The organism is Jiangella aurantiaca (assembly GCF_004349105.1).
GTDB classification, from domain to species: Bacteria; Actinomycetota; Actinomycetes; order Jiangellales; family Jiangellaceae; genus Jiangella; species Jiangella aurantiaca.
The window spans coordinates 171,259-196,177 of sequence record NZ_SMLB01000005.1; the positions used below are offsets into that span (position 1 = coordinate 171,259).

29 protein-coding genes are annotated in these 24,919 nt (G+C 71.4%); 12 read left to right on the forward strand and 17 right to left on the reverse strand.

Going from position 1 to position 24,919, the window contains the following annotated elements:
• Positions 1-17: 17 nt before the first annotated feature.
• Positions 18-3,086: an alpha-mannosidase gene (locus E1262_RS05805; RefSeq protein WP_132102166.1), complete on the forward strand. Its 3,069-nt coding sequence runs from the start codon at positions 18-20 to the stop codon at positions 3,084-3,086.
• Here E1262_RS05805 and E1262_RS31630 read toward each other — a convergent pair.
• The gene (locus E1262_RS31630; RefSeq protein WP_275261624.1) at positions 3,059-3,193 is read right to left on the reverse strand and encodes a hypothetical protein; all 135 of its coding nucleotides are present in this window, start codon (positions 3,191-3,193) and stop codon (positions 3,059-3,061) included. The genes E1262_RS05805 and E1262_RS31630 overlap by 28 nt on opposite strands.
• Before the next feature lie 102 nt (positions 3,194-3,295).
• On the opposite strand from E1262_RS31630, the gene yczR reads away from it, so the two are divergent.
• On the forward strand, positions 3,296-4,723 hold the full coding sequence (yczR, locus tag E1262_RS05810) for a MocR-like transcription factor YczR (protein WP_132102168.1): 1,428 nt from the start codon (positions 3,296-3,298) through the stop codon (positions 4,721-4,723).
• A gap of 7 nt (positions 4,724-4,730) precedes the next feature.
• Here yczR and E1262_RS05815 read toward each other — a convergent pair whose 3' ends face one another.
• From E1262_RS05815 to E1262_RS05835, 5 genes are read right to left on the reverse strand one after another with little or no spacing between them, the layout of a single operon-like run.
• Positions 4,731-5,462 (reverse strand): ABC transporter permease, encoded by a 732-nt coding sequence (locus E1262_RS05815; protein WP_203453587.1) that lies wholly within the window; start codon positions 5,460-5,462, stop codon positions 4,731-4,733.
• Between the two features lie 32 nt (positions 5,463-5,494).
• Positions 5,495-6,415, reverse strand: coding sequence for an ABC transporter ATP-binding protein (locus E1262_RS05820; RefSeq protein ID WP_132102170.1), 921 nt, complete (start codon positions 6,413-6,415; stop codon positions 5,495-5,497).
• 28 nt (positions 6,416-6,443) lie between these two features.
• Positions 6,444-7,181, reverse strand: a complete 738-nt coding sequence (locus E1262_RS05825; protein WP_132102172.1) for a hypothetical protein — start codon at positions 7,179-7,181, stop codon at positions 6,444-6,446.
• Complete coding sequence (locus E1262_RS05830; RefSeq protein WP_132102174.1) at positions 7,178-8,056, reverse strand: ATP-binding cassette domain-containing protein; 879 nt, start codon at positions 8,054-8,056, stop codon at positions 7,178-7,180. Before E1262_RS05830 ends, E1262_RS05825 begins: the two co-directional genes overlap by 4 nt.
• Positions 8,053-8,421, reverse strand: coding sequence for a GntR family transcriptional regulator (locus tag E1262_RS05835; protein WP_132102176.1), 369 nt, complete (start codon positions 8,419-8,421; stop codon positions 8,053-8,055). The genes E1262_RS05830 and E1262_RS05835 overlap by 4 nt, the downstream gene beginning before the upstream one ends.
• Before the next feature lie 120 nt (positions 8,422-8,541).
• On the opposite strand from E1262_RS05835, the gene E1262_RS05840 reads away from it, so the two are divergent.
• The 3 genes from E1262_RS05840 to E1262_RS05850 are packed head-to-tail and all read left to right on the forward strand — an operon-like array spanning position 8,542 to position 9,952.
• Positions 8,542-8,877: an ArsR/SmtB family transcription factor gene (locus tag E1262_RS05840; protein ID WP_132102178.1), complete on the forward strand. Its 336-nt coding sequence runs from the start codon at positions 8,542-8,544 to the stop codon at positions 8,875-8,877.
• Positions 8,874-9,305, forward strand: coding sequence for an SRPBCC family protein (locus E1262_RS05845; RefSeq protein ID WP_162605790.1), 432 nt, complete (start codon positions 8,874-8,876; stop codon positions 9,303-9,305). Before E1262_RS05840 ends, E1262_RS05845 begins: the two co-directional genes overlap by 4 nt.
• A 59-nt stretch (positions 9,306-9,364) precedes the next feature.
• On the forward strand, positions 9,365-9,952 hold the full coding sequence (locus E1262_RS05850) for a dihydrofolate reductase family protein (protein WP_132102182.1): 588 nt from the start codon (positions 9,365-9,367) through the stop codon (positions 9,950-9,952).
• 141 nt (positions 9,953-10,093) lie between these two features.
• On the opposite strand, the gene def is transcribed toward E1262_RS05850, so the two are convergent.
• From def to E1262_RS05895, 9 genes are read right to left on the reverse strand one after another with little or no spacing between them, the layout of a single operon-like run.
• Complete coding sequence (gene def, locus E1262_RS05855) at positions 10,094-10,639, reverse strand: peptide deformylase (RefSeq protein WP_132102184.1); 546 nt, start codon at positions 10,637-10,639, stop codon at positions 10,094-10,096.
• Between the two features lie 3 nt (positions 10,640-10,642).
• Entirely contained in the window at positions 10,643-11,278 is a 636-nt protein-coding gene (locus E1262_RS05860; protein ID WP_132102186.1) for an HAD family hydrolase, read from the reverse strand.
• Positions 11,275-11,592, reverse strand: a complete 318-nt coding sequence (locus E1262_RS05865) for a metal-sulfur cluster assembly factor (RefSeq protein WP_131985125.1) — start codon at positions 11,590-11,592, stop codon at positions 11,275-11,277. Before E1262_RS05865 ends, E1262_RS05860 begins: the two co-directional genes overlap by 4 nt.
• Positions 11,593-11,645: 53 nt before the next feature.
• Entirely contained in the window at positions 11,646-12,095 is a 450-nt protein-coding gene (gene sufU, locus E1262_RS05870) for a Fe-S cluster assembly sulfur transfer protein SufU (protein ID WP_132102188.1), read from the reverse strand.
• On the reverse strand, positions 12,092-13,357 hold the full coding sequence (locus tag E1262_RS05875; RefSeq protein WP_275261625.1) for a cysteine desulfurase: 1,266 nt from the start codon (positions 13,355-13,357) through the stop codon (positions 12,092-12,094). Before E1262_RS05875 ends, sufU begins: the two co-directional genes overlap by 4 nt.
• A 29-nt stretch (positions 13,358-13,386) precedes the next feature.
• Entirely contained in the window at positions 13,387-14,145 is a 759-nt protein-coding gene (gene sufC / locus E1262_RS05880) for a Fe-S cluster assembly ATPase SufC (RefSeq protein ID WP_132102190.1), read from the reverse strand.
• Positions 14,146-14,174: 29 nt separating this feature from the next.
• The gene (sufD, locus tag E1262_RS05885; protein WP_132102192.1) at positions 14,175-15,413 is read right to left on the reverse strand and encodes a Fe-S cluster assembly protein SufD; all 1,239 of its coding nucleotides are present in this window, start codon (positions 15,411-15,413) and stop codon (positions 14,175-14,177) included.
• Between the two features lie 57 nt (positions 15,414-15,470).
• Positions 15,471-16,883, reverse strand: a complete 1,413-nt coding sequence (sufB, locus tag E1262_RS05890) for a Fe-S cluster assembly protein SufB (protein ID WP_132102193.1) — start codon at positions 16,881-16,883, stop codon at positions 15,471-15,473.
• Between the two features lie 2 nt (positions 16,884-16,885).
• On the reverse strand, positions 16,886-17,611 hold the full coding sequence (locus tag E1262_RS05895; protein WP_203453588.1) for a helix-turn-helix transcriptional regulator: 726 nt from the start codon (positions 17,609-17,611) through the stop codon (positions 16,886-16,888).
• 281 nt (positions 17,612-17,892) lie between these two features.
• Here E1262_RS05895 and E1262_RS05900 point away from each other — a divergent pair, with 281 nt between their 5' ends.
• The 4 genes from E1262_RS05900 to E1262_RS05915 all read left to right on the forward strand — a co-directional run bounded on the left by E1262_RS05900 (position 17,893) and on the right by E1262_RS05915 (position 20,623).
• The gene (locus tag E1262_RS05900) at positions 17,893-18,573 is read left to right on the forward strand and encodes a hypothetical protein (RefSeq protein WP_132102196.1); all 681 of its coding nucleotides are present in this window, start codon (positions 17,893-17,895) and stop codon (positions 18,571-18,573) included.
• Between the two features lie 51 nt (positions 18,574-18,624).
• The gene (locus tag E1262_RS05905; protein ID WP_132102197.1) at positions 18,625-18,840 is read left to right on the forward strand and encodes a DUF6458 family protein; all 216 of its coding nucleotides are present in this window, start codon (positions 18,625-18,627) and stop codon (positions 18,838-18,840) included.
• 68 nt (positions 18,841-18,908) lie between these two features.
• Positions 18,909-19,841, forward strand: coding sequence for an ABC transporter ATP-binding protein (locus E1262_RS05910; RefSeq protein WP_132102198.1), 933 nt, complete (start codon positions 18,909-18,911; stop codon positions 19,839-19,841).
• A gap of 65 nt (positions 19,842-19,906) precedes the next feature.
• Positions 19,907-20,623, forward strand: a complete 717-nt coding sequence (locus tag E1262_RS05915; protein ID WP_132102266.1) for an ABC transporter permease — start codon at positions 19,907-19,909, stop codon at positions 20,621-20,623.
• A gap of 37 nt (positions 20,624-20,660) precedes the next feature.
• On the opposite strand, the gene E1262_RS05920 is transcribed toward E1262_RS05915, so the two are convergent.
• A complete protein-coding gene (locus tag E1262_RS05920; RefSeq protein ID WP_132102199.1) occupies positions 20,661-22,274 on the reverse strand; it encodes a PH domain-containing protein in 1,614 nt (537 codons plus the stop codon).
• On the reverse strand, positions 22,271-22,765 hold the full coding sequence (locus tag E1262_RS05925) for a PH domain-containing protein (protein ID WP_132102200.1): 495 nt from the start codon (positions 22,763-22,765) through the stop codon (positions 22,271-22,273). The genes E1262_RS05920 and E1262_RS05925 overlap by 4 nt, the downstream gene beginning before the upstream one ends.
• Before the next feature lie 202 nt (positions 22,766-22,967).
• On the opposite strand from E1262_RS05925, the gene E1262_RS05930 reads away from it, so the two are divergent.
• The 3 genes from E1262_RS05930 to E1262_RS05940 all read left to right on the forward strand — a co-directional run bounded on the left by E1262_RS05930 (position 22,968) and on the right by E1262_RS05940 (position 24,813).
• Entirely contained in the window at positions 22,968-23,336 is a 369-nt protein-coding gene (locus E1262_RS05930; protein WP_132102201.1) for a hypothetical protein, read from the forward strand.
• Positions 23,337-23,490: 154 nt separating this feature from the next.
• Positions 23,491-24,459, forward strand: a complete 969-nt coding sequence (locus tag E1262_RS05935) for a COX15/CtaA family protein (RefSeq protein WP_203453589.1) — start codon at positions 23,491-23,493, stop codon at positions 24,457-24,459.
• A 105-nt stretch (positions 24,460-24,564) separates the two neighbouring features.
• Positions 24,565-24,813, forward strand: a complete 249-nt coding sequence (locus tag E1262_RS05940) for a DUF6458 family protein (RefSeq protein WP_132102203.1) — start codon at positions 24,565-24,567, stop codon at positions 24,811-24,813.
• Positions 24,814-24,919 lie beyond the last annotated feature (106 nt).

Sequence of the window (24,919 nt, forward strand, 5' to 3'; positions counted from 1 at the left end):
CGAAGGAGCCCACCAGGATGCACGACACCAGGATGATCACCGAAGGGCGGCTGCGCCGGTTCGTCGACGAGCGGCTGACTCCGGCCATCTACCCGCGCACGGCACCGCTGACGGTGTCGGCCTGGCCGGTGCCAGACGAGCCGGTGCCGGCCCGGCAGGCGATCGCGCAGGAGTACCTGCCGTTCTCCGTGGGCGAACCCTGGGGTCGGCCGTGGAGCACCCTCTGGCTGCACGTCACCGGCGACGTTCCCGCCAACTGGACCGCCCCCAACGGGCGCACCGGCCTGGAGATCCTGATCGACCTGGGCTTCGACGGCACCACGCCGGGCTTCCAGGCCGAGGGCACCGCCTACCGGCCCGACGGCACGATCATCAAGGCCGTCTCGCCGTTCAACCGCCACGTCCCGCTGGCAGCGGCAGGCGGTGACCGGGTCGACCTGTACGTCGAGGCCGCCGCCAACCCGAACACCGACAAGGACTTCACCTTCGCCCCTACCCCTCTCGGCGACAAGGGCACCGCCGGGGACGCTCCGCTCTACCGCTTGACGCAGGTTGATCTCGCTCAGCGCGACCTTGTCGCTTGGGAGCTGTACCAGGACGTCTGGACGCTGCGCGGGTTGATGGGCGAACTGCCGGAGGACCTGCCCCGGCGCAGCGAGATCCTGCGGGCGCTGGAGCGCATGCTCGACGCCGTCGACCCTGACGACGTCGCCGGCACTGCCGCCTTGGGGCGTGCCGAGCTGGCGGACGTGCTGTCCAGACCCGCCTATGCCAGTGCACACGCCGTCATCGCGACCGGCCACGCGCACATCGACTCGGCCTGGCTGTGGCCGGTGCGCGAGACTATCCGCAAGTGCGCGCGGACCTTCTCCAACGTCGTGGCGCTGATGGACGACGACTCGGACTTGGTGTTCGCCTGCTCCTCGGCCCAACAGCTGGCCTGGGTGAAGGAGTTCTACCCGGAGCTGTTCGGGCGCATCCGGAAGAAGGTCGCCGCCGGGCAGTTCGTGCCCGTCGGCGGAATGTGGGTGGAGGCCGACACCAACCTGCCTGGCGGTGAGGCCCTAGTGCGGCAGTTCGTCGAGGGCAAGACCTTCTTCGCCGAGGAGTTCGGCATCGACTGCCAAGAGGTCTGGCTGCCGGACTCCTTCGGCTACTCCGGTGCGCTGCCGCAGATCGCGGTTGACGCCGGCGCACGCTGGTTCCTCGGCCAGAAGATGGCCTGGAACCAGACGAACCCGATGCCGCACCACACGTTCTGGTGGGAGGGCATCGACGGCTCGCGGATCTTCACGCATGCCCCGCCGGTCGACACGTACAACTCCGACCTGTCCGGAGCGCAGCTGGCACACGCTCAGCGCAACTACCGGGAGAAGGGCCACGGCACCATCTCGCTGGTGCCGTTCGGGTGGGGTGACGGCGGCGGCGGCCCGACGCGGGAGATGCTGGCCGCGGCACACCGGCTGCGCTCCCTGGAGGGCTCTCCGACCGTCCGCATGGGTGCGCCGTCGACGTTCTTCGAGCGGGCGCAGGCCGAGCTGACCGATCCGGCGGTGTGGGTCGGCGAGATGTACCTGGAGTTCCACCGCGGCACGTACACGTCCCAGGCGAACACGAAGCGCGGCAACCGGCGCAGCGAGCACCTGCTGCGTGAGGCCGAGCTGTGGGCGGCGACCGCGACCGTCCGGCGGGGTGTCCCCTACCCCTACGACCGGCTGCGGCGCAGCTGGCAGAACGTGCTGCTCCTGCAGTTCCACGACATCCTTCCCGGCAGCTCTATCGCGTGGGTCTACCAGGACGCCGAGCGCGACTACGCGCGGATCGCCGCCGAGCTGGAGTCGATCATCGCCGACGCGGTGGCGGCACTGGTGGGCCCGGGCGACCGCCCGCTGCTGCTGAACGCGGCGCCGCATCCGCGCCTCGGCGTGGAGCCGCTGGCGGCCGGACCCGTGACAGAGCCGGCCGGACGCGTCGACGTCTCGCCGAGCGGCGGCGGCTTCGTCCTGGACAACGGCGTGATCCGGGCGCAGGTCGACCGGCGGGGGCTGCTGGTCTCGCTTGTCGACCACGCCTCCGGACGGGATGCGATCGCGCCGGGCGCCGCGGGCAATCTGCCCGAGCTGCATCGCGACCTGCCGAACCGCTGGGACGCCTGGGACATCGACGAGCATCATCGCCGCAACGTCGTCGAACTCGACGAGGCGGCCGACGTCCGGCTGGAGACGCCCGGTCCGGCCGCGACGGTCGTCGTGGAGCGACGGTTCGGCCGGTCGTCGATGCTCCAGCGCATCAGCCTCGACCCGGAGTCGCCGTCGCTGCGCATCACCACCACCGTCGACTGGCACGAGCAGGAGAAGCTGCTCAAGTTGGGCTTCCCTCTCGACGTGCGAGCCGATCGATCGGCCGCGGAGACGCAGTTCGGACACGTCTTCCGGCCCACGCACGAGAACACCTCGTGGGACGCGGCCCGGTTCGAGGTCTGCGCTCATCGGTGGCTGCATGTGGGCGAGCCCGGCTACGGCGTCGCTATCGGCAACGACAGCACCTACGGGCACGACGTCAGCCGCGCCGTCCGGCCCGATCGCGGTACCACGACCACGGTCCGGCTGTCGCTGCTGCGCGGGCCGCGCTACCCCGACCCGGCCACCGACCAAGGCGAGCACACGATGGTCGTGACCGTGCGCCCGGGCGCCTCGATCGCCGATGCCGTCCAGGAGGGCTACGGCGTCAACCTCCGACCTCGGATCGTCCCGGGGGCCGATCCCGTCGCGCCACTGGTGCGGACCCGCGGCGACGGTGTCGTCGTCGAGTCCGTCAAGCTCGCCCACGACCGTTCCGGCGACGTCGTCGTCCGACTCTACGAGTCGCTGGGCAGGCGGGCCCAGGTGGTCGTCGAGCCGGGCTTCGACGTGCGCGACGTGCACCTGACCGATCTGCTCGAGCGGGCGACCGGCAGCGCGGACGACGCGATGCTTCGAGCCGGGGCCGTCCGGCTCACGCTGCGGCCTTTCCAGATCGTCACCCTGCGCCTGGTGGCACCAGTGGCTCGAACCCCGCCTCACGGCCGCGGACGGCGGCTGTCGTAGTCCGAGCGGAACGGCTGGGCCCGCACGTCACCATGCTGCGCCGTCCACAGACCGGCCGCCAGCGCCCACGCCAGCAGCAACACCGTCACCACCACGATCACACCCATGATCAAACCGCCACCCGAAGAACAAGACCAATCCGCTGTCACCTCCCACGAAACACCAGTCCACTCTTCTCAACAAGATGCCAATCGTGGAAGACTGGACTGATGAACGGCGGACGGATCGGGCCGAAGGATCTGCGAACCCTGCTCGGCGAGTGGGAGACCGACGGGCAGAGCGCGTACCACGCGCTGGCCGACCGCATCCGGCTGCTGATCATCGACGGGCGGCTGCCGACGCGGACCCGGCTGCCCGCCGAGCGGGAGCTCGCGGACGAACTCGACCGCAGCCGCACCACCATCGTGTCCGCGTACCGCGCGCTCAAGCAGACCGGCCACCTGGTCAGCCAGCGCGGCTCCGGCAGCGTCGTCGCGCTGCCGCACCCGCACGACCGCCCGGGCGCGCTCCCCCAGCCGGCCGTCGTCGACTTCGCGCGGGCGGCGCCGGCGGCGATCAGCGGGCTCGAGACGATCATCCAGCGTGCCACGGCCAACCTCTCCGGGGTCCTCGGCAAGACCGGCTTCGACCTCATCGGCAGCCCGACGCTGCGCGAGCGCATCGCCCACCATTACAGCGCGCGCGGCCTGCCCACCCGCCCCGGCCAGATCATGATCACCCTCGGCGCGCAGCACGCGATCGCGCTGATCGGGCGGACGCTGGTGCGGCGGGCCGACCGGGTGCTGGTCGAGTCGCCGACCTACCCGCACGCCCTCGACGCCTTCCGCATGAGCGGCGGGCGGCTGGTCACCGTGCCGGTCACCGCCGACGGCTGGGACGGCGACCGGCTGCGCGACGCGTTCGAGCGGGTCCGCCCGTCGCTGGCCTACCTGATCCCCGACTTCCAGAACCCGACCGGCGCCTCGATGCCGCCGGCACAAAGGGACGACGTCATCCGCTACGCGCGCCGGGCGGGCACCGTCCTCGTCCTCGACGAGACGACGGCGGACCTCGACATCGACCGCGGCTGGACGGACGTGCCGTTCGCCGCCCGCGCGGACGACCACCGCACCGTCACCATCGGATCGCTCGGCAAGAGCGTGTGGGGCGGCCTGCGCATCGGCTGGATCCGGGCCGACGACGACGTCATCGGCGCGCTGCACGCGGCGCGGGCGGCCGGCGACCTCGGGACGCCGGAGCTGGAGCAGCTGGTGGCCATCGAGGTGTTCGACGACTACGACGCGCTCGTGCAGCGCCGCACCGAGCAGCTGCGGCACCACCGCGACGTGCTGGTGCGCGAGCTGCACGAGCGGCTGCCGCAGTGGGACGTTCCGGTGCCGGACGGCGGCATGTCGCTGTGGGTGGGGCTCGGCGCGCCGATCAGCTCGGCGCTAGCACTGTTCGGCCTGACCAGGGGCATCAGCCTCATCGCGGGCCCGAGGTTCGGCGTCGACGGGGCGTTCGAGCGGTTCCTCCGCATCCCGTACACCGGGCGCTCCGACGACCTCGCGCGCGGCGTCCACCTGCTGGCGGACACCGCGCGCTCGCTCCCTGCGCTCCCAGCCGGACGGGCGCCACAGCTGGCCGAGGTCGTCTAGACGGGGGTCACTCCCAGCGGAACACCCGGGCCGCGACGCCGCCGGCGACCACCGTCACGACCACCAGCGCGAGGAGGTTCGTCCCGTCGGGCCAGCCGCCGTTCCAGGCGTCCTGCAGCGCCTCCATGCCGGCGCCCAGCGGGCTCACCTCGCGGATCGGCCGCCCCCACGACGGCATCAGGTCGCCCGGTGTCCAGACCCCGGCGAAGAACATGCTCGGGAAGAACAGGAGCATCCCGATCGACGTCGCCGCCTTGCCGGTCGGCGCCAGCGCCGCCACCAGCAGACCCACCCCGAACAGCGCCGTCGCCGTCAGCACGAAGGCGACCAGGAACCCGGCCACGTTCGACGGCGTCCCCAGGTCGAACGCGGCCCCGCCGAGCAGGACCACCATCACCGCCGCGGCCACCAGCGCCGCCAGGTTCACCAGCACCTGGGCGGCCAGCACGTTGCCGGGGTGGACCGGGGTCGTCGACAGCCGGCGCAGGATGCCCTTCTCGCGGTAGGTCGCGAGCACCGTCGGCAGGATGCTCAGCGCGAGCAGCGCCGCCGACAACGCCAGCGCCATCACCGGCAGGAAGGCTTTCGTGATGCCGGTCTCGGGGTCGTTCTCCCCCAGCCCGATCGAGCCGAACACGATCATCAGGCCGATCGGCAGGGCGAACGTCATGACGGCGGACGTCGTGTCGCGGAGGAACAGCTTGGACTCGACCGTGGTGATCTTGGTCAGCGTGGACACGGGGTCTCCTCTTCCGAACGCGGCGGGCGGCGTCAGGCCGCGGCCTGGTGCTCGAAGGACCGGCCGGTCAACGCGACGAACGCGTCTTCGAGACTGGCCTGGTCCATGCGCAGCTCGGCGGCGACGACGTCGTGCGCGGCCAGCGTGGTGATGACGGTGTAGGGCAGGTTGCCGGTGCCGGTGACGACGTAGTGCCCGCCATCGCGAGCGACCCGGGTGACGTCGGGCAGGGCGGTGAGGACCGTCTCGTCCAGCGGTGACGACGGCCGGAACCGCAGCGTCTGCTCCGATGCCACCCGCGCGATCAGGCCGGCCGGGCTGTCGATGGCCGCGACCCGCCCGCCGTCGATCAGCGCGAGGCGGTCGCACAGCCGCTCGGCCTCGTCCATGAAGTGCGTGACCAGGATGATCGTGACGCCGCGCGCGCGCACCTGCTCGATCAGCTGCCAGGTGTCGCGCCGCGCCTGCGGGTCCAGGCCGGTGGTGAGCTCGTCGAGCACGGCGACGCGCGGGTTGCCGACCAGCGCGAGCGCGATCGACAGCCGCTGCTTCTGCCCGCCGGACAGCTTCTCGAACCGGGTGCCGGCCTTCTCGGTCAGCCCGAGGTCGGCGAGCAGCTCGGCCGGGTTCGCCGGCGACGCGTAGAACGACGCGTAGAGGTCCAGAGCCTCGGCGACGGTGATCTTCTCCGGGAGCTCGCTCTCCTGCAGCTGCGCGCCGAGCACCTTGCGGATGTCCGCGCGGTCGCGGACGGGGTCCAGGCCCAGCACGCTGACGCTGCCGCCGTCGGGCCGCCGCAGTCCCTCGATGCACTCGACGGTGGTGGTCTTGCCGGCGCCGTTGGGGCCGAGGATCCCGAAGATCTCGCCCTCCTCGACCGCGAACGAGACGTCGTCGACCGCGACGGTGGAGCCGTAGGCCTTGTGCAGGTTGGTCACGTCGATGATCGGCATGGTGGTGCCGTCCTTCCAGATCAGGGGGTCAGGCTTTCTGCGGCCGGAGGTCGATGGCGCGGACGAAGCGCTGCATGCCCGCGAGCGTCAGGGCGAGGACGGCGAGCGCGGCGGGAACCGCGGCGGCCGTGGGCAGGTGCTCGACGTTCATGGCGTCGAGCGCCTCGCCCGCCCAGCCGACCGCCATGATCGCCTCGACGGCCACCAGCGGGAGCAGCAGCAGCGGCAGGGCGAGCGTCGGGCCGAACCAGCCCCACTTGTAGTACGCCGAGCCGATCAGCCAGCCCGCGGCCACGTTGGCGGCGACGACGATCCAGACCTCGGGGACGATGATCCAGAACTGGTAGCCCTGGTCGAACAGGTGCCGCGTGGTGAACTGCGGCGTCACATCGATCACGCGGTACAGGCCGTACTCGATGAGGTAGCCGCCGGCCTCGAACAGCGCCATGAGACCGGACAGCGCGAGGACGGCGCCCGTGCCCGCCCAGGCGAAGCTGCGCCGCGTGACGCCGGAGGCCACGGCCACCGGCAGATAGGCGGCGGTGATCATGATGCCCATCGAGAGCGGAAAGTACCGGGTGGCGTACTGGGAGTTCTCCCAGATGCTCTCGCCGCCGTCGATGCCGCTGGCCAGCTCGATGCCCAGGCCGATGAGCAGGAAGATCACGGCGACGGTCGCGAAGAACCACAGGACGGCCGTCGAGAAGCCGGCCGAGAGGTCCAGGAACGACGCCCGGGAGCGGCGGTACGCGAGGGCGGCGCTCATGCCGGGTCTCCCTTCGTGAGGTGGACGAACAGGTCCTGCAGCGCGACCGGCGACAGCTCCAGGCCCCAGTCGGTGGCGACGGCGCGCGCGTCGGGGTGGATCTCGCCGAAGACGGTGACGGACTTCGTGCCGCCGAGGCGCTGCTCGCCGAGGACCGTCATGCCGGTGGTGAAGTCGTCGACGGCGGTCGCGGGGCCGACGACGGCGGCGCCGCGCATGCGCAGCGACTCGGTGTCGTCGTGGGCGACCAGCCGGCCGCGGTCGATGATGACGACCTGCTCGAACAGCCGCGCGACCTCCTCGATGAGGTGCGTCGACAGGATGATCGTGCGCGGGTTCTCGATGTAGTCCTCGAGCAGGACGTCGTAGAACGCGTACCGCGACGGCGCGTCCATGCCGAGGTAGGACTCGTCGAGCATGGTCAGCGGGGCCCGCGACGCCAGCCCGACGGTGATGCCGAGCGCCGACTTCTGCCCGCGCGACAGCTTCGCGACGCCACGGTCGAGCGGCACCTGGAACAGGTCGAGCAGCCGCTGCGCGAACTCGTCGTCCCACTGCGGTCGGAACCGGCGCGACCGACGCAGGATCCCTTTGACGCTGTCGCCGTCGACCACGATGTCGCCGCTCTCGCGGACCAGGCAGATCTGCTGCGTCAGCCGTTCGTTCTCGAACGGCGCCTCGCCGTCGACGAGGACGGTGCCCTCGGTGACCCGGCGGAACGCCGCGATCAGCGACAGCAGCGTCGTCTTGCCCGACCCGTTGCGGCCGAGCAGCCCGTAGATCTTGCCGCCCTCGAGCTTCAGCGTGAGGTCGTCGACCGCCGTCACGCCCGGGTAGCGGACGGTGAGGTTCTGGATGTCGATGTCCAGTGTCATGCCGACTCACGACCCTTCAGCGTCTGGATGCGGGCGACGACGTCGTCGAGCGGGATGCCGATGACCCGGGCCTCGGCGACCATCGGCTCCACGACGTCGGCGAAGAACCGATCGCGGCGCTGGGACAGCAGCATGTCGCGGGCGTCGGGGCTGACGAACATGCCGATCCCACGCCGCTTGTAGAGGACGCCCTCGTCCACCAGCTGCTGGAACCCCTTGGCGGCCGTCGCCGGGTTGATGCGGTAGTACGTCGCGTACTGGTTGGTGGACATCACCTGCTCGTCAGCTCCCAACGTGCCGCTGAGGATGTCGTTCTTGATGGCCTCCGCGATCTGGTGGTAGATCGGGCTCCGGTCGTCGAACATGCGCACCCCCTTCGGTTCCTAGGTTCATTACTTGACCGATGAACCGTAACACCGCAGGACCAGCGAACGCAAGCAGCCGGGGTTGTCACTTCACCACTTGGTGAAGTATTGTGCGACGCCATGAGCCCTGCCCGCCCGGCTCCGACCGGCCTGGACGTGGTCTTCGCCGCGCTCGCCGACCCGACCCGGCGGGCCGTTGTCGAGCGGCTGCGCCTCGGGCCGGCGACGATGACCGAGCTGGCCACTCCCCTGGCGGCCAGCCTCCCGGCGCTGACGAAGCACCTCGCCGTCCTCCAGCAGGCGGGCCTTGTGGCGACGGCGAAGAAGGGCCGGCAGCGGTACTGCATGCTGACGGCCGCCCCGCTGCGTGATGCCGCCGCCTGGCTGGCCGAGTACGGCGCCTACTGGGACGAACGGCTGGATGCCCTGACCGCCTATCTGAAGGAGAACCCGTGACGACGCCCCTGACCCTGCAGCTCAAGCGCCACGTCCCGGCCGACCGGGCCCGGGTCTGGCGGGCGTGGACCGACCCCGCGGAGCTGGCCCGCTGGTACTGGCCGGCCTCGTTCGAGACGTCGTGCCAGGTGGACCTGCGGGTCGGCGGCCGGTTCCGGATCGCGTCGGCGGCCGCCGACATGGCCGTCAGCGGTGAGTTCGCCGCTGTCGATGCGCCCGACCGGCTGGTGCACACCTGGCGCTGGGACGGCGAGGACCTGGAGACGCTGGTGACGGTGGAGTTCCTCGCCGCGGACGACGGCGGGACGGACGTCGTCGTCACCCACGAGCGGTTCACCGACCCCGGCCAGTGCGCCGATCACGCGCAGGGCTGGAACGACTGCCTCGCCCGGCTGATCGCTCACGATTTCTCCGCCGCGGACCGATGAATCGGCGGCATGCTGTGTCTCTGCCCTGGTGACTGTGTCACTACGCGGAAGGAACGCTCATGCGCAAGCTCATCGTCACGAACATCGTGTCGGCCGACGGCTACTACGACGGCCCCGGCAAGGACGTCATGGTCATGCCGTTCGACGAGACGTTCGACGACTACAACGCCGAGCGGCTGCGCTCCGCGTCGACGCTGCTGCTCGGCCGCACGTCGTTCGAGGGGTTCCGGTCGTTCTGGCCGTCCGTCGCCGACCGGACGGACGTGCGCGAGGCCGAGCGGGAGGTGTCGCGGCTCACGACGGCGATCGACAAGGTGGTCGTGTCCGACACGCTGAACGTCGATCCGTCGGAGCCGTGGGGCGACGCCCGCGTCGTGAGGCAGGCGGATGTGGCCGATGCCGTGGCGGCTCTCAAGGCCGAGGAGGGCGGCGACATCCTGACCTTCGGCAGCCGGACGATGTGGACGGCGCTGCTGCGGGCCGGGCTGGTGGACGAGGTCCACCTGCTGGTGGGGTCGACGTTCCTCGGCGGCGGGACGCCCATCTGGGGCGGCGGGCCGCGCACTCCCCTGCGGCTGCTGGACACCCACCGCCTGGACGACTCCCAGCTCGTCCTGCTCCGCTACGACGCTGGCCCGGCCGCCTGACGCTGCGACACCGACCGCCAGCCCACTGTTGATCTTGGAGTAACCGGGGTATCAATCGGACATTCGTGGCCGGAACTGCACGGTTGCTCCAAGATCAACGCGCGTCGGGGCGGGGTGAGCTCGGGGGCGAAGCCGAGACCGTCAGATGGCGCGGCCGAAGGTGGCGTGCGGCGACTCCTTGACGATCGGCGCCTGCTCCCCCGCCCAGTCGGCCTCGCGGATGACCTTCATCGCCGCCTTGCGGGCCTCGCGGTCGAGCTTGTCGATGAAGAGGATGCCGTCGAGGTGGTCGGTCTCGTGCTGGATCGCGCGCGCCAGCCGCTCCGACCCCTCGATGGCGACCGGGTCGCCGTACATGTTGAACCCGTGGGCGACGACGCGCAGGGCGCGGCGGCAGTCGTACTCGAGGCCGGGGAGGGAGAGGCAGCCCTCGGGCCCGAACTGCTCCTCCTCGGACAGCTCCAGCGACGGGTTGATCAGGTGGCCCACGACATCGTCGACGTCGTAGGTGAAGACGCGGAGGGAGACGCCGATCTGCGGTGCCGCGAGGCCGGCGCCGGGCGCAGCCTGCATGGTGTCGACGAGGTCGGTGACGAGCTGGCGCAGCTCACGGTCGAAGTCGACCACGGGTTCGGCCTTGGTGCGCAGCACCGGGTCGCCGAACAGCCGGATCCGTCGGACGGCCATCTCTTACTCCTCGGATGAACGATCGGGCGACACCAGGCCCAGCTGCGACAGCTCGTCGCGCAGCCGGTCGGGGCCGGTGAAGTGCAGGCTGGTCATGCCCAGGTCCGCGGCGGCGTCGACGTTGGGCGGGTTGTCGTCGATGTACACCGTCGACGACGCGTCGAGGTCGTAACGCTCGAGCAGCAGCTGGAAGATCCGCGGGTCCGGCTTCACCAGCCGCTCCGTCCCCGACACCACGATGCCCTCGAACCAGGACAACCACTCGTACCGCTCCATGGCCAGCGGGAACTTCTCCGAGGACCAGTTGGTCAGCGCGAACAACCCCACCGAGCCACCGTCGCGCAGCTCGCGCAACAGCTCGACGGAGCCGTCGATCTCGCCGCCGATGGTCTCGATCCACCGTGTGTCGTATGCCGAGATCAGCTCGGCATGCTCCGGGAACTCCGCGGACAGCACCGCCACCGCGTCGGCCCAGGTCCGGCCGGCATCCTGCGCGGCGTTCCACTCCGGCGTCGTGACCTCGGCGAGGAACCGCTCCACCGCGTCCTCCGACGGCAGCAGCGTGCGGTAGAGGTAGCGCGGGTCCCAGTCGACCAGCACTCCCCCGAGGTCGAAGACGACGGCCTGCGGCGCGCTCATACGTTGAAGCCGAGCGCGCGCAGCTGCTCCCGCCCCTCGTCGGTGATCTTGTCCGGCCCCCACGGCGGCATCCACACCCAGTTGATGCGCAGCTCGCTGACGAGGCCGTCGGTGGCGGCCGCGGCCTGCTCCTCGATGAGGTCGGTGAGCGGGCAGGCGGCGCTGGTGAGCGTCATGTCGACGGTGGCGACGTTCTGCTCGTCGACGGTGACGCCGTAGATCAGGCCGAGGTCGACGACATTGATGCCCAGCTCGGGGTCGACGACGTCGCGGAGGGCCTCCTTGAGGTCCTCGAGGTCGACGGTGGTGGTCATCGGGTCTCCTCCTTGAAAGGTTGCAGCCGACCGCGAGGTCTGACGCCAGTCGGTCAAGAAGTCCGCCCGGCGCCGGAGAGCGCGCGGGCGGTCGCGTCCTTGAACGCCATCCAGCTCAGCAGTGCGCACTTAACGCGGGCGGGGTACTTGGCGACGCCGGCGAAGGCGATGCCGTCGCCGAGCACGTCCTCGTCGGGCTCGACCTGGCCGCGGCCCTGCATCAGCTCGGTGAACACGCGCTCGGTCGCGAAGGCGTCGTCGACGGTGGAGCCGGTCAGCAGCTCATGCAGGACGCTCGCCGACGCCTGGCTGATCGAGCAGCCCTGACCGTCGTACGAGACGTCGGTGATCTTCTCGCCGTCGAGGGCGACCCGCATGGTGATCTCGTCGCCGCACGTGGGGTTGACGTGGTGCGCCTCGCCACCGAACGGCTCGCGCAACCCGCGCCCGTGCGGGTGCTTGTAGTGGTCCAGGATGATCTCCTGGTACAGGCTGTCGCTCACCCGAAGAACCTCTTCACCTGGTGGAGACCGTCGGCGAGCGCGTCGATCTCGTCGAACGTGGTGTACAGGTAGAACGACGCTCGGGTGGTCGCGGGTATTCCGTACCGGACGCAGACCGGCCGGGCGCAGTGGTGCCCGACGCGCACCGCGACGCCCTGCTCGTCGAGGAGCTGGCCGACGTCGTGCGGGTGGACGCCGTCGACGACGAACGAGACGGTGCCGCCGCGCCCCTCCAGTGAGTTGGGGCCGATGATGCGGAGGTCGTCGATGGCGTTCAGCTTCTCCAGCGCGTACCCCGTAAGGGTCAGCTCGTGCTCGTGGATGCGGTCCAGGCCGATGCCGGTGAGGTAGTCGACCGCCGCGCCCAGCCCGATGGCCTGCGCGATCGGCGGCGTGCCGGCCTCGAACTTGTGCGGGATGGGTGCGAACGTGGACCCCGTCATGTCGACGGTCTCGATCATCTCGCCGCCGCCGAGGAACGGGGGCAGCGCGTCGAGCACCTCGCGGCGGCCCCACAGCACACCGATGCCGGTCGGTCCGACCATCTTGTGGCCGGTGAACGCGAGCAGGTCGACGCCCAGCGCCGTCACGTCGATGGGCTGGTGCGGCACCGACTGCGACCCGTCCAGCAGTACGAGGGCGCCCACCTCGCGCGCACGGGCGACGACGGTGGCGACGTCGTTGACGGTACCGAGGCTGTTCGACTGGTGCACCAGCGAGACGATCTTCGTCCGCTCGTTGATCAGCTCGCCGATCGTCGAGAGGTCGAGCCGGCCGTCATCGGTGAGCCCGAACCAGCGGAACGCCGCGCCCGTCCGCTTCGCCGCCAGCTGCCACGGCACGATGTTGGAGTGGTGCTCCATCTCGGTGACGACGATCTCGTCGCCGGGCCCGAGCCGGTACCGCGGGTCGTCGGCCAGGCCGCTGGCCAGCGTGTGCGCGACCAGGTTGAGCGCCTCGGACGCGTTCTTCGTGAAGATGATCTCGTCGCGGCTGGGTGCGTTGATCAGTGCCGCGAGCTTGTCGCGGGCGCTCTCGTAGGCCGCCGTCGACTCCTCGCCGAGCTGGTGCACCGCACGCGCCACGTTGGCGTTGTGCCGGGTGTAGTGCTCGGCGAGGACGTCGAGGACGGCGGCCGGCTTCTGCGAGGTGTTCGCGGAGTCGAGGTAGACCAGCGGGTGGTCACCGGCGAGCCGCCGTTCGAGGATCGGGAAGTCCTTGCGGACCCGATCCACGTCCAGCGGGCTGTGCGGTGCGCTCACGATGGCTCCTCGGTCTCGGTTCTGACGGCTCAGGCGGGGGTGCCGACGTAGTCGACGTAGCCCTTCTCCTCCAGCTTCTCCGCCAGCTCCGGGCCGCCCTCCTCGGCGACCCGGCCCGCGACGAAGACGTGCACGAAGTCGGGCTTGATGTAGCGCAGGATGCGCGTGTAGTGCGTGATCAGCAGGACGCCCTTGTCGCCGCTCGCGGAGAAGCGGTTGACGCCGTCGGACACCACCCGCAGCGCGTCGATGTCGAGGCCGGAGTCGGTCTCGTCGAGGACGGCGAACTTCGGGTTCAGCAGCTCCAGCTGCAGGATCTCGTGCCGCTTCTTCTCACCACCGGAGAAGCCGGTGTTGAGGTCGCGCTCGGCGAAGTCGTCGGCGATGGCCAGCTTGTCCATGGCCTCCTTGACGTCCTTCACCCAGGTGCGCAGCTTCGGCGCCCCGCCGTCGACGGCGGTCTTGGCGGTGCGCAGGAAGTTCGACACCGACACGCCCGGCACCTCGACCGGGTACTGCATGGCCAGGAACAGGCCGGCGCGGGCCCGCTCGTCGACCGTCATGGCCAGGACGTCCTCGCCGTCGAGCAGCACCTCGCCGCTGGTGACGGTGTACTTCGGGTGTCCGGCGAGCGAGTACGCCAGGGTCGACTTGCCGGAGCCGTTCGGGCCCATGATGGCGTGCGTCTGGCCGCTGCGGACGGTGAGGTCGACGCCGCGCAGGATCTCCTTGGGACCGGCCTCGGTCTCGACGGAGACGTGCAGGCCGCGGATCTCCAGGGTGCTCATTTTCGATGCCTCTCGGGTGTTCTCGGTGGTCAGTGCTCGACGGTGGCGGTAGGCGGCGTGGCCGACGCGGCCGGCAGGCCCTCGCCGATGGCCAGCTCGCGCTCGACTGTGGCGGTCAGCCGCTCGGCGATCTCCGGTACGCCGATCTTGTTGATCAGCTCGGTGAAGAAGCCGCGCACGACCAGCCGGCGGGCCTCGTCGGCCGGGATGCCCCGCGCCATCAGGTAGAACAGCTGCTCGTCGTCGAACCGGCCGGTGGCGCTGGCGTGCCCGGCGCCCTCGATCTCACCGGTCTCGATCTCGAGGTTCGGGACGGAGTCGGCGCGGGCACCGTCGGTGAGCACCAGGTTGCGGTTGAGCTCGTAGGTGCTGATGCCCTCGGCCGCGGGCCGGATGAGCACGTTGCCGATCCACACCGTGTGCGCCTTCCTGCCCTGCAGCGCGCCCTTGTACAGCACGTTGCTGCGGCAGTGGGGCTGGTTGTGGTCGACGAACAGGCGCTTCTCGAGGTGCTGGCCACTGTCGGCGAAGTACAGGCCGAGCAGCTCGGCGTCGCCGCCGGGAGCCGCGTAGTCGAGCGTGACCGAGGTGCGCACCAGGTCGCCGCCGAAGCTCACCACGGCGTGCTTGACGACGGCGTCGCGGCCCACGCTGATGTGGTGGTGCGACAGGTGCACGGAGTCGTCGGCCCAGTCCTGCAGCGAGACCACGATGAGCCTGGCGCCGTCGTGGGTGACGATCTCGACGTTGTCGGCGAAGGCCGCCGAGCCCTCGTGCTCGAGGACGACCACGCTCTGGCTGAACCGCTCGGCGGTGATGACCACGTGGCCGGCGGCCGCCTTCTCGGCGCTCAGGCCCTGCAGCCGGACGATGGTGGGCTTCTCGGCGACGACGTCGGCCGGCACGGTGATGGCCAGCACCTTGTCCGCCTCGGCCCACGCCCGCGCGCTGGGGCGGTCGTTCGGCACGTAGCCGGACGAGCCGCGCCGCGCGTCGGTCGCCTCGACCGTCTCGACGACCACCTGCGGGTCGGCGTCGACGCTGACCTCGTAGTCGTGGCCGTCGAGCGGGGCGTCGTCGTGCAGGCCGCGCAGCCGCGCCATGGGCGTGAAGCGCCACTCCTCCTCGCGCCCGCGCGGCACCACGTGGGCGTCGACGTCGAACGACGCGACGGTGTCGAAGGCGCTCCCGCCGTGGTCGGGCGCGCCGGCGCCGTGGGAGTGCTCGGTGAGGCCGTGCTGGGCCTGCTGAGCCGTGTCCGTGGTCATCTGCTCTCTCTCGTGGGTGGACGGCTGCTGCTCGGTGTGTCGGGTGCGGCGGCCGCGTCAGCCGACCGCGCCCTCCATCTGCAGCTCGATCAGCCGGTTCAGCTCCAGCGCGTACTCCATGGGCAGCTCGCGCGCGATGGGCTCGATGAAGCCGCGCACGATCATCGCCATGGCCTCCTCCTCGGTGAGGCCGCGGCTCATCAGGTAGAAGAGCTGGTCCTCGCTGACCTTGGAGACGGTGGCCTCGTGGCCCATGGAGACGTCGTCGTTGCGGATGTCGACGTACGGGTAGGTGTCGGAGCGCGAGATGGTGTCGACCAGCAGCGCGTCGCAGCGGACCGTGCTGGCGCTGTGGTGGGCGCGCGGCATGACCTGCACCAGGCCGCGGTACGACGTACGGCCGCCGCCGCGGGCGACCGACTTCGACACGATGGAGCTCGAGGTGTTCGGCGCGAGGTGCACCATCTTCGACCCGGAGTCCTGGTGCTGGCCCTCGCCGGCGAACGCCAGCGACAGCGTCTCGCCCTTGGCGTGCTCGCCCATGAGGTAGATGGCCGGGTACTTCATGGTGATCTTCGACCCGATGTTGCCGTCGATCCACTCCATGGTGGCGCCCTCGGCGGCCGTGGCGCGCTTCGTCACCAGGTTGTACACGTTGTTCGACCAGTTCTGGATGGTCGTGTACCGGACCCGGGCGCCCTTCTTCACCACGATCTCGACGACGGCGCTGTGCAGCGAGTCGGACGTGTAGATGGGGGCGGTGCAGCCCTCGACGTAGTGGACGTAGGAGTCCTCGTCGGCGATGATCAGCGTCCGCTCGAACTGGCCCATGTTCTCGGTGTTGATGCGGAAGTAGGCCTGCAGCGGGATCTCGACGTGGACGCCCTTCGGCACGTAGATGAAGCTGCCGCCGGACCACACCGCGGTGTTCAGCGCGGAGAACTTGTTGTCGCCGGCCGGGATGACCGAGGCGAAGTACTCCTTGAACAGCTCGGGGTGCTCCTTCAGCCCGGTGTCGGTGTCGAGGAAGATGACGCCCTGCTCCTCGAGGTCCTCACGGATCTTGTGGTAGACGACCTCGGACTCGTACTGGGCCGCGACGCCGGCCACGAGGCGCTGCTTCTCCGCCTCGGGGATGCCGAGCTTGTCGTAGGTGTTCTTGATGTCGTCGGGCAGCTCGTCCCAGGACGCGGCCTGCTTCTCGGTGGAGCGGACGAAGTATTTGATGTTGTCGAAGTCGATGGTCGACAGGTCGGCGCCCCACGTGGGAACCGGCTTCTTCTCGTAGAGCCGCAGCGCCTTGAGGCGGGTCTCGAGCATCCACTCGGGCTCGCCCTTGAGCGCGGAGATCTCGCGGACCACGTCCTCGTTCAGCCCGCGCTTCGCGGCCGCGCCGGCGGTGTCGCTGTCGGCCCAGCCGTACTCGTAACGACCCAGGCCCTCGAGCTCGGGGTGAGCGGTGGTGGTCATATTCAGGAGATCCTCTCCGCGTTCTCGGTCGTGCCTGTGGCCGGGACGACGCCGCCCCGGGGGATGTGCGTGGTGCAGACGCCCTCGCCGTGCGCGATGGTGGCGATGCGCTGGACGTGGGTGTCGAGCAGCCGGGCGAACGCCTCAGTCTCGGCCTCGCACAACTGCGGGAACTGCTCGGCGACGTGCGCCACCGGGCAGTGGTGCTGGCACAGCTGCTCGCCCGTCACCGGCGAGGCCTGGGCCGACGCGGCGTACCCGTCGGCGCTGAGGGCGTCGGCGAGCGCGGCCGCGCGCTGCTCCGGAGGTACCGACTCGATGATAGGCCGGTACCGCTCCTCGAGGTCGGCGATGCGCCGACGGGCGAACTCGGCGACGAGGTGCTCACCCCCGGTCTCGGCGAGGAACCGCAGCGCACCGACCGCGAGATCGTCGTAGGCCTGCTCGAACGCGTCGCGACCGGCCGGCGTCAGCACGAACACCTTGGCCGGGCGGCCGCGGCCGCGGTGGCCGTAGACTCGCTCCTCGCGGGCCTCGATGACGCCGTCGCCCAGCAGGGTGTCGAGGTGACGCCGTACGGCCGCCGGGGTCAGCCCCAGGCGCTCGCCCAGCGCCGCCGCCGTCGACGGGCCGTTCTCGAGGATGGAGCGGGCGACGCGCTCGCGGGTGCGCGCGTGCGCCTCCTGGACGCCGGGCTCGTCGCCCGGTGCCCGAGTCGCGTCGCGCACGTATTTCACAACACCATCGTGCTCTTTTTCAGGTCGGGACTCAACCTCCTCACCGTGCGATGCATCACGCAGGTGAGCCTTACCTTTCTGTGTGGAGCGTCACAGCCCGCCGCATGGTCGTCGGACGGCGCCTTGCCCCTGGTACCCGCGAGGCCGGCGGATGCTCGCGAAACCGACGGATACAGGCCGAAGCGGGCCGGGATCCGTCGGTTTCGCGGGCACCCGCCGTTGATCGATCCGCGGGCGGGGTACGCCCTGAGCGAGAGGCGGGTGATCGTTCGATGGAAGCAGCCGTCGTCCTGCTGTTCGCCGTGCTGGCCGGCGCGGTGTTCGTGAGTGTGCGGTACGGACGGTTCACCGCCCAGCGGCGCCTCGCGGACCTGCGCGGATTCGTCCACTCGCACGGCTGGCGGCTCGGCTCGGGCGACGAGGAGCTGACCCGGCGCTGGCCCGGCCCGCCGTTCCACCCCGGCGGCGGCGTCGCGCGACCCGTCGTCACCGGCACCCACCGCGGCCGCGACTTCCTCGCGTTCGAGTACCTCTACGAGGTCACGCCGTCGCCCGCGGCCAAGACCGCGATCCCGCACCGGCGCACCGTCGTGACGATCCCACTGCCCGCACCCGTCCCCGACCTGGCCGTGACCAGGAAGGACGCCGTCGCCGGTGCGGTGGCGCGCGTGCTGGACCGGCCCGGTGCCGACGTCCCCGGCGAGTCCGGGCGCCGGTACCACGTCGCCTGCACGGACCAGCTGTTCGCGACGACGGTGCTGCAGCCGCCGGTCCTCGCAGAGCTCGAGGCCGGGCCGGCGTGGGAGTGGCGGTTCGCCGGCGACACGATGGTCGGCTACCAGGCCGGCCGGCTCACCCCGGACCGGCTGCTGAGCGGCCTCGACGCGCTGGCGGATGTGCTCGACCGGATCCCGGCGGAGGCCTGGCGCCATGGCGGTCCTGCGGCGGCGTGAGCCCGGTCCGGCAGCCGGTTTGTGCGGGTCGGCCGGGGGTACGTGGCTGACATGACCCTTGGCCGCGGCATCTTCCTGATGACGCTGGGGCTGATCCTGGCCCTCGGCGTGCGTGACCGGGTGGGTACGTTCGACCTCAGCGTCATCGGCTGGATCCTGACCGGCGTCGGCCTGCTGATCTTCGTCCTCGCATTCGTCGTCGGCCCGGCGCGAGCAGCGCGTGAGCCGGAGGTCATCGACGAACAGGACGACGTCGGCGAGCTCTGACCCCGGCCCGGAGACGGCCGGTCCGACCGGTCGTCGGCGGTTCCGGCGACTCGTGCAACACTCGCACGATGAGCGCAGCGGCGGCCGTCGAGATCTCCTCTCTGGTCAAGCGCTACGACGCCGTCACCGCGGTCGACGGGTTGTCGCTGCGGGTCGCGGCCCGGACGATCACCGCGGTTCTGGGTCCCAACGGCGCCGGCAAGACCACCACCATCGAGATCTGCGAGGGCTTCCGCCGCCCCGACGCCGGCACCGTGCGGGTCCTGGGGCTGGATCCGTGGCGCGACGGCGCCGCGCTGCGGCCCCGAGTGGGCGTCATGCTGCAGGAAGGCGCCGGCTTCTATCCGGGTGCGCGGCCGGTCGAGCTGCTCACGCACCTGGCCCGGCTCCATGCCTATCCGCTGGACGTGCGGATGCTGGTGGCACGGCTCGGCCTGGACACGTTGGGCCGGGCGCCGCTGCGGCGGCTGTCCGGCGGCGAGCGGCAGCGGGTCGCACTGGCGGCGGCGCTGATCGGGCGGCCCGAGGTGGTGTTCCTCGACGAGGCGACCGCCGGGCTGGACCCGCAGGGCCGGCGTTCGACGTGGCAACTGCTGGACGAGCTGCGGGCCGCCGGGGTCACCGTCGTGCTGACGACCCACCTGATCGACGAGGCCGAGCGGCTCGCCGACCACGTCGTCATCGTCGACGCCGGCCGGGTGCTGGCCGAGGGGACGCCGCAGGAGCTGACCAGCGGCGTCTCCGATGACGTGATCCGCTTCGGCGGCCCGCCCCGCCTGGACGTCGGGTCGCTGCGGGCAGCGCTGCCGGACACCGCCGCGGTGCGCGAGATCGCGCCCGGCTCCTACGAGGTCACGGCCAAGGTCGACCCGCGGCTGCTGGCGACACTGACCTCCTGGTGCGCGGCGAACGACATCCTGGCGGAGGGCCTGCAGGTCGGGCACCGGTCGCTGGAGGACGTCTACCTGGAGCTGATCGGGGCGGAAGGGGCGACGCGGTGACCACGACGCCGTCCGCCGGACGATCACCGTTCGCGCCGGCGCCCGGCGCGGCGCCCGTCGGCCTGATGCTGCTGGCCCAGACGCTGTTCGAGATCCGCCTGCTGCTGCGCAACGGCGAGCAGCTCCTGCTGACCGCCGCGATCCCGGTCGTGCTGCTGTGGCTGCTGACCGCCGCGCCGGTGTTCGACACCGGCGACTACGAGCGGGTCGACTTCCTCGTGCCCGGGATCCTGGCGCTGTGCGTGATGTCGACGGCGTTCACGTCGCTGGCGATCGCGACCGGGTACGAGCGGCGTTACGGCGCGCTCAAACGGCTGGCGGCGTCGCCGCTCCCCCGCTGGACGTTGCTGCTGGCCAAGGCACTGACCGTGCTGGTGGTCGAGGCGCTGCAGGTCGTGCTGGTCGGCGGGCTCGGTCTGGCCCTGGGCTGGCAGCCATCGGGATCGCCGCTGGCCGTGGTCGTGCTGCTGGTCGCCGGAACCCTGGCGTTCGCCGGTCTGGGCCTGCTGTTGGCCGGCACCCTCCGCGCCGAGGCGACGCTGGCTGCGGCGAACCTCGTCTACCTGTTGCTGCTGGTGCTGGGCGGCGTGGTGATCCCGCTGTCCGGCTTCCCGTCCGGCGTGCGGACGGCGCTGGAGCTGACGCCGACGGGTGCCCTGGCCGACGGGCTGCGGTCGGTCCTGGCCGACGGCGCCGGCCTGCCGTGGGGATCGGTCGCCGTGCTGGCGGTCTGGGCGGTCGCCGGCCTGGCGGCGGCGGCCCGCTGGTTCCGCTGGGAGTGACCGCGCTCCGAGCGTCGCCGGGCCCGTCAGGCACCGCTCACGGCTCGCGGAAAGCCGCCTGCTCGGGATGGTCCACGATCGGCCGTTCATGGACGAGGAACGGGTCGAGCAGGCCGGGAACGGCCTCCGCGCCGAACTCCAGGACCTCGTGCTCGTCGGCGTCGATGACGGAGTAGCGCCGCGCCCCGGCGGCCGTCGTGGCGGTGAGCGTCATGAGGCCCGCGCGGCGCTGGAACACCGACTGGCTCACCCGCCAGCCGATGATGCCCTGCCGCTGCAGGTACACCGTCGCCCGCCGTACGCTGCCCTTGCGCGCGACGAGGAAGTCGCCGTCGAGGTCGTGGCCGAGCGATCCGTACGCGTCGCCGGCCAGCACCACCAGCGCCACGGCGCAGCCCGCCGCGAGCACCGTCAGCACGATCGCCCAGAAGTCGCGCACCGGCGAGGCGACCGCCAGCCAGGCCACCACCGCCGCCAGCACCGCGTCGGCCGCGAGGGCCCAGCGCAGTCGCCGGGTGCGCGCCGTCGCCGGATGTCGTCGCAGCCGGCCACCGGGCCGGATTCCGGCGACGGCCGCCGCCACGGACGCGGCGACCGTCATCGGCGCGGCCGGCAGCAGTGTCGACGCCTCGGACTTGGGGTCGGCGCGCAGGCCGGTCGTGACGACGTCGACACGGGCCGCGCCGGCGGAGCGGACGCCGAGCGGCTCGACGATCTCGACGCCGCGGACGCGCTGCTCCTCGATACTGACCGAGCGGGTGGTGAGCAGGCCGCGGCGGACTCGCAGCGTGCCGCCGGGCTCGCGTTCGAGGCGGTAGGCCCACCACGCCTCCAGGCTGAAGGCCAGCGTTGCCACAACTCCGACCAGCACGAACACCCCCGCGAACAACAGCAGCGTCTGCGTCGCGCCGATCTCCTCGACGACGTCGCGGGTGACGTCGACCGGCAGGCTCTCGCGACCGAACCAGTTCAGCACCTGGAACAGGCCGCCGACCGCGACGCCGGCCAGCGCGAACGTCCAGAACGACAGCGGCGCGAAGCGGAGCCAGACGGGATCCCAGCGGGCCAGCACCCGCACGCCCGATTCCGTGCCGTCGGCGGCCACCGGCGCGCGGTCGAGCAGCAGCGCGCGCAGCCACTCGCCCTCGCCGCGGGCCACGGAATCGAGCACCAGCGTCTGCGGCGACTGTCCCGCCCCGCCGGCCTCGACCTGCTCACCCGTACCGATGCTGACCTTCACCAGCCCGAACACCCGCTGGACCGGGTCGGCCGAGAGGTCGACGGTGCGGATGCGCTCGCGCGCGAGCGAGCGCTTCGTGGTGAAGACCATGCCCTTGTGCAGTTCCATGCGGGTCGGCGTGACCCGGAAGCGGCTGTGCCGCCAGCGCACGTAGTCGGCGATGACCGCCGCCGCCACGACCAGGACCACCGCCGGCACCACCCACGCCAGGGCGACGCCGTAGGAGGTGCCGGAGCCGATGCCGTACGTGGTGGGGACGGCGCCGCCGAGAGCGAGGACGAAGACCCAGACGCCGGTGACCTTGACGGTGTCGCGGTGCAGCGCCAGCCAGCCGTCCTCGTCGGTGGCCGGGCCGGCGGTGGAGGCCGCGGCCGGGCCGGATGCCGAGTCGGCGGGATCGGGGCGGTTCACGTCGCGTCGCCCGGGGTGTTGTGGGTGATGCGGGTGAGTTCCTCGGCGAGCTCGGCCGCCTGCTCGTGGTCGAGGCCCTCGATCTTCACCGCGCCCGCGGAGGAGGCCGTCGTCACCGTCACCGTCGACAGGCCGAAGGCGCGCTGCAGCGGGCCGCGGACGGTGTCGACCGTCTGGATGCGCGACATCGGCGCCACCCGCCAGACCTGCCACAGCACGCCGCCACGGGTGTAGACGGCCAGGTCGGTGACCTCCCACCGGTGGATCCGGAACCACCACGGCGGCAGCAGCAAGAGTCCCAGCAGTCCGATGACCGCGAGCACGGCGGCGGGGATCAGGAACCACGCCCGAGCCGGCGCGATGAGCAGCCCGAGGATCAGCAGCGGGACCACCACAACGGCTGTCAGCACGCCGACCTGAGCACGCCACCAGGCCATGACACGCTGGTCGAGCCAGTTCCGGGGCGGTCGCAGCCGAGTGGCGCCGCTCATGTCCCTTGCCTCCCGCAGGTCGTCGCAGTGAACGAGCAGGCTGCCAGAGCCCGCCGGTGTGCCCACGGCGGCTCTCACGGCGATCATGGCGTGCCCGCAGTCGCACGGTAGCGGAGCCGCCGCGCCGGGGCGACCGAAGCGGGACGAGCCGCGCCGGTGCGGTAGCGGCGGCGCCGGCGGGCGGCGGCGGCTCGCGATCGCCATGGCAGCGGCACGTGGCGAGCAGGGCTCGCCGGCGCTCGGCGAGCACGGCGGGCGCTGCCGGCTCGGCACCCCGGCCGGCACCGGCGGCCGGGCCTCCCGCGGCCCCGCTCGGCTCAGCCGGCGGCCCGACGGGCTCAGCCGCATCGCCGGCCCGCCCGCCCACGGCGAGCGCGGCGGCGAGCACCGCGACAAGCGCGGCGACGACCACGGTGACGAGCACGGTGACGAGCACCGCGACCACGGCCGGCGCGGCGGCGGAAGGAGCGGATCGAAGAGCCATGCCCCGGACGCTAAGCCCGAATCCAGCCCGCTCGGCGGTTTCCGCGTTTGCCCGAATGAGCAGGGCGTTTGCCCGAATCCGGGCTAACCGACGAAGCACCGGATCAACAGCGAGGGCCAACTTCCGGGCTAACGCTGACGGGAGTCGGGCAGATCGCAGACCCTTGACAGAACCACCAGGCGTGAGGCAGCCCACGTCGACCCCGAGATCGCGATCGGCCGCCGGGTCCTACCATGACGTGGTGACCGCGACCCTTCCGACGACTCCGGCCCCGGCGCCCGGCCGGGCCGCCCGGTTCGTGCGGCGGCTGCCGCTGCCGTCGGAGGCGGTGCTGCGTCGGCTGGCGGTCGCGTCGCTGGTCACGCAGGCCGGCATCATCGTGACCGGCGGAGCGGTCCGGCTCACCGACTCCGGGCTCGGCTGCCCGGACTGGCCGCACTGCACCGCGGGGTCCCTCGCCGCGACCCCCGAGATGGGGATGCACGGCGCGATCGAGTTCGGGAACCGGCTGCTCACGTTCGTGGTCGGCGCCGTCGCGTTCGCGATGCTGGTCGCGGTGCTGCGGACGTTCACATCCGATCGGCCGCGCCGCGACCTCCTGGTGCTGTCGGCCGCGCTGCTCGGCTTCGTGCCGGCGCAGGCCGTCATCGGCGGCATCACCGTCTGGAGCGACCTGAACCCGTGGGTCGTCATGTGCCACTTCCTGGTGTCGACTGTACTGGTCGGCGCCGCGACGGTGCTGGTCAGACGCACGCAACGGCCGCTCGGCGCGGTCCCGGCGCGCGTCGGGCTGCCATGGCTGGAACGGCTCGGCCTGCTCACGCTGGTCGTCACCGCCGTCGCCGTCTATCTGGGCGCCGTGGTCACGGGCAGCGGGCCGCACGCCGGCGACCCCGACTCCAAGCGCACCGGCCTGGACGTCGCGGTGGTGACGCAGGTGCACGCGGACTCGGTGCTGCTGCTCATCGGCATCTCGATCGGTCTCTACTTCACCAGCCGGGCGGTCGGCTCGCCCGGCCGGGCCGCCCGCGCCGCCGCTGTCCTGATCGCCGTCGAACTCGGGCAGGGACTCATCGGGCTGATGCAGTATCGGCTCGAGCTGCCGGAACTGCTGGTCGGGCTGCACATGCTCGGCGCGGCGCTCATGGTGATGGCCGCGACCGACGCCTGGTACGCGACCCGCTGGCTGCCCTCGCGCCGGCCGGGCTGACCAAGGGCACCGGCTGCCTGACAACTGGCAGTTCTGGGCCGTTTGCCGATCGACCGGCCGGGTACCTCCCAAGGCGAATCCCGCCTATTCGGGAGGTGTGTCCATATGAGCATCGGTCTGGGTGTGTTCCTGATGGCGCTGGGCCTGATCCTGGCGCTCGGCGTCCGGGACCGGCTTTCCGACTTCGACCTCAGCGTCATCGGCTGGGTGCTCACCGGTGTCGGTGCCCTGGCCATCGTGGTGTCGATGATGGTCGCATCCATGCGTACGCGTCGTGCGCACACCACGGAGTACGTCGATCGCCCGCGCACCACGGAGTACGTCGAACGGCGCGACGACATCGACCCGCTCTGATCCCGCAGGATCAGCGCACGACCAATGGAGCACGACGTCGCCGGCGGCAGCCGGCGAACCGTGGCGCCCGCCCCGAGCTCGGGACGGGCGCCGCTCCTTCGCGCCG

Excerpts from the sequence above, each read along its gene's own strand:
- E1262_RS05805 (WP_132102166.1), top strand. The coding sequence starts at position 18 with ATGCACGACACCAGGATGATCACCGAAGGGCGGCTGCGCCGGTTCGTC.
- E1262_RS31630 (WP_275261624.1), bottom strand. The coding sequence starts at position 3,193 with ATGGGTGTGATCGTGGTGGTGACGGTGTTGCTGCTGGCGTGGGCGCTG.
- yczR (WP_132102168.1), top strand. The coding sequence starts at position 3,296 with ATGAACGGCGGACGGATCGGGCCGAAGGATCTGCGAACCCTGCTCGGC.
- E1262_RS05820 (WP_132102170.1), bottom strand. The coding sequence starts at position 6,415 with ATGCCGATCATCGACGTGACCAACCTGCACAAGGCCTACGGCTCCACC.
- E1262_RS05825 (WP_132102172.1), bottom strand. The coding sequence starts at position 7,181 with ATGAGCGCCGCCCTCGCGTACCGCCGCTCCCGGGCGTCGTTCCTGGAC.
- E1262_RS05830 (WP_132102174.1), bottom strand. The coding sequence starts at position 8,056 with ATGACACTGGACATCGACATCCAGAACCTCACCGTCCGCTACCCGGGC.
- E1262_RS05835 (WP_132102176.1), bottom strand. The coding sequence starts at position 8,421 with ATGTTCGACGACCGGAGCCCGATCTACCACCAGATCGCGGAGGCCATC.
- E1262_RS05840 (WP_132102178.1), top strand. The coding sequence starts at position 8,542 with ATGAGCCCTGCCCGCCCGGCTCCGACCGGCCTGGACGTGGTCTTCGCC.
- E1262_RS05850 (WP_132102182.1), top strand. The coding sequence starts at position 9,365 with ATGCGCAAGCTCATCGTCACGAACATCGTGTCGGCCGACGGCTACTAC.
- def (WP_132102184.1), bottom strand. The coding sequence starts at position 10,639 with ATGGCCGTCCGACGGATCCGGCTGTTCGGCGACCCGGTGCTGCGCACC.
- E1262_RS05860 (WP_132102186.1), bottom strand. The coding sequence starts at position 11,278 with ATGAGCGCGCCGCAGGCCGTCGTCTTCGACCTCGGGGGAGTGCTGGTC.
- E1262_RS05865 (WP_131985125.1), bottom strand. The coding sequence starts at position 11,592 with ATGACCACCACCGTCGACCTCGAGGACCTCAAGGAGGCCCTCCGCGAC.
- sufC (WP_132102190.1), bottom strand. The coding sequence starts at position 14,145 with ATGAGCACCCTGGAGATCCGCGGCCTGCACGTCTCCGTCGAGACCGAG.
- sufD (WP_132102192.1), bottom strand. The coding sequence starts at position 15,413 with ATGACCACGGACACGGCTCAGCAGGCCCAGCACGGCCTCACCGAGCAC.
- sufB (WP_132102193.1), bottom strand. The coding sequence starts at position 16,883 with ATGACCACCACCGCTCACCCCGAGCTCGAGGGCCTGGGTCGTTACGAG.
- E1262_RS05900 (WP_132102196.1), top strand. The coding sequence starts at position 17,893 with ATGGAAGCAGCCGTCGTCCTGCTGTTCGCCGTGCTGGCCGGCGCGGTG.
- E1262_RS05905 (WP_132102197.1), top strand. The coding sequence starts at position 18,625 with ATGACCCTTGGCCGCGGCATCTTCCTGATGACGCTGGGGCTGATCCTG.
- E1262_RS05910 (WP_132102198.1), top strand. The coding sequence starts at position 18,909 with ATGAGCGCAGCGGCGGCCGTCGAGATCTCCTCTCTGGTCAAGCGCTAC.
- E1262_RS05915 (WP_132102266.1), top strand. The coding sequence starts at position 19,907 with ATGCTGCTGGCCCAGACGCTGTTCGAGATCCGCCTGCTGCTGCGCAAC.
- E1262_RS05925 (WP_132102200.1), bottom strand. The coding sequence starts at position 22,765 with ATGAGCGGCGCCACTCGGCTGCGACCGCCCCGGAACTGGCTCGACCAG.
- E1262_RS05930 (WP_132102201.1), top strand. The coding sequence starts at position 22,968 with ATGGCAGCGGCACGTGGCGAGCAGGGCTCGCCGGCGCTCGGCGAGCAC.
- E1262_RS05940 (WP_132102203.1), top strand. The coding sequence starts at position 24,565 with ATGAGCATCGGTCTGGGTGTGTTCCTGATGGCGCTGGGCCTGATCCTG.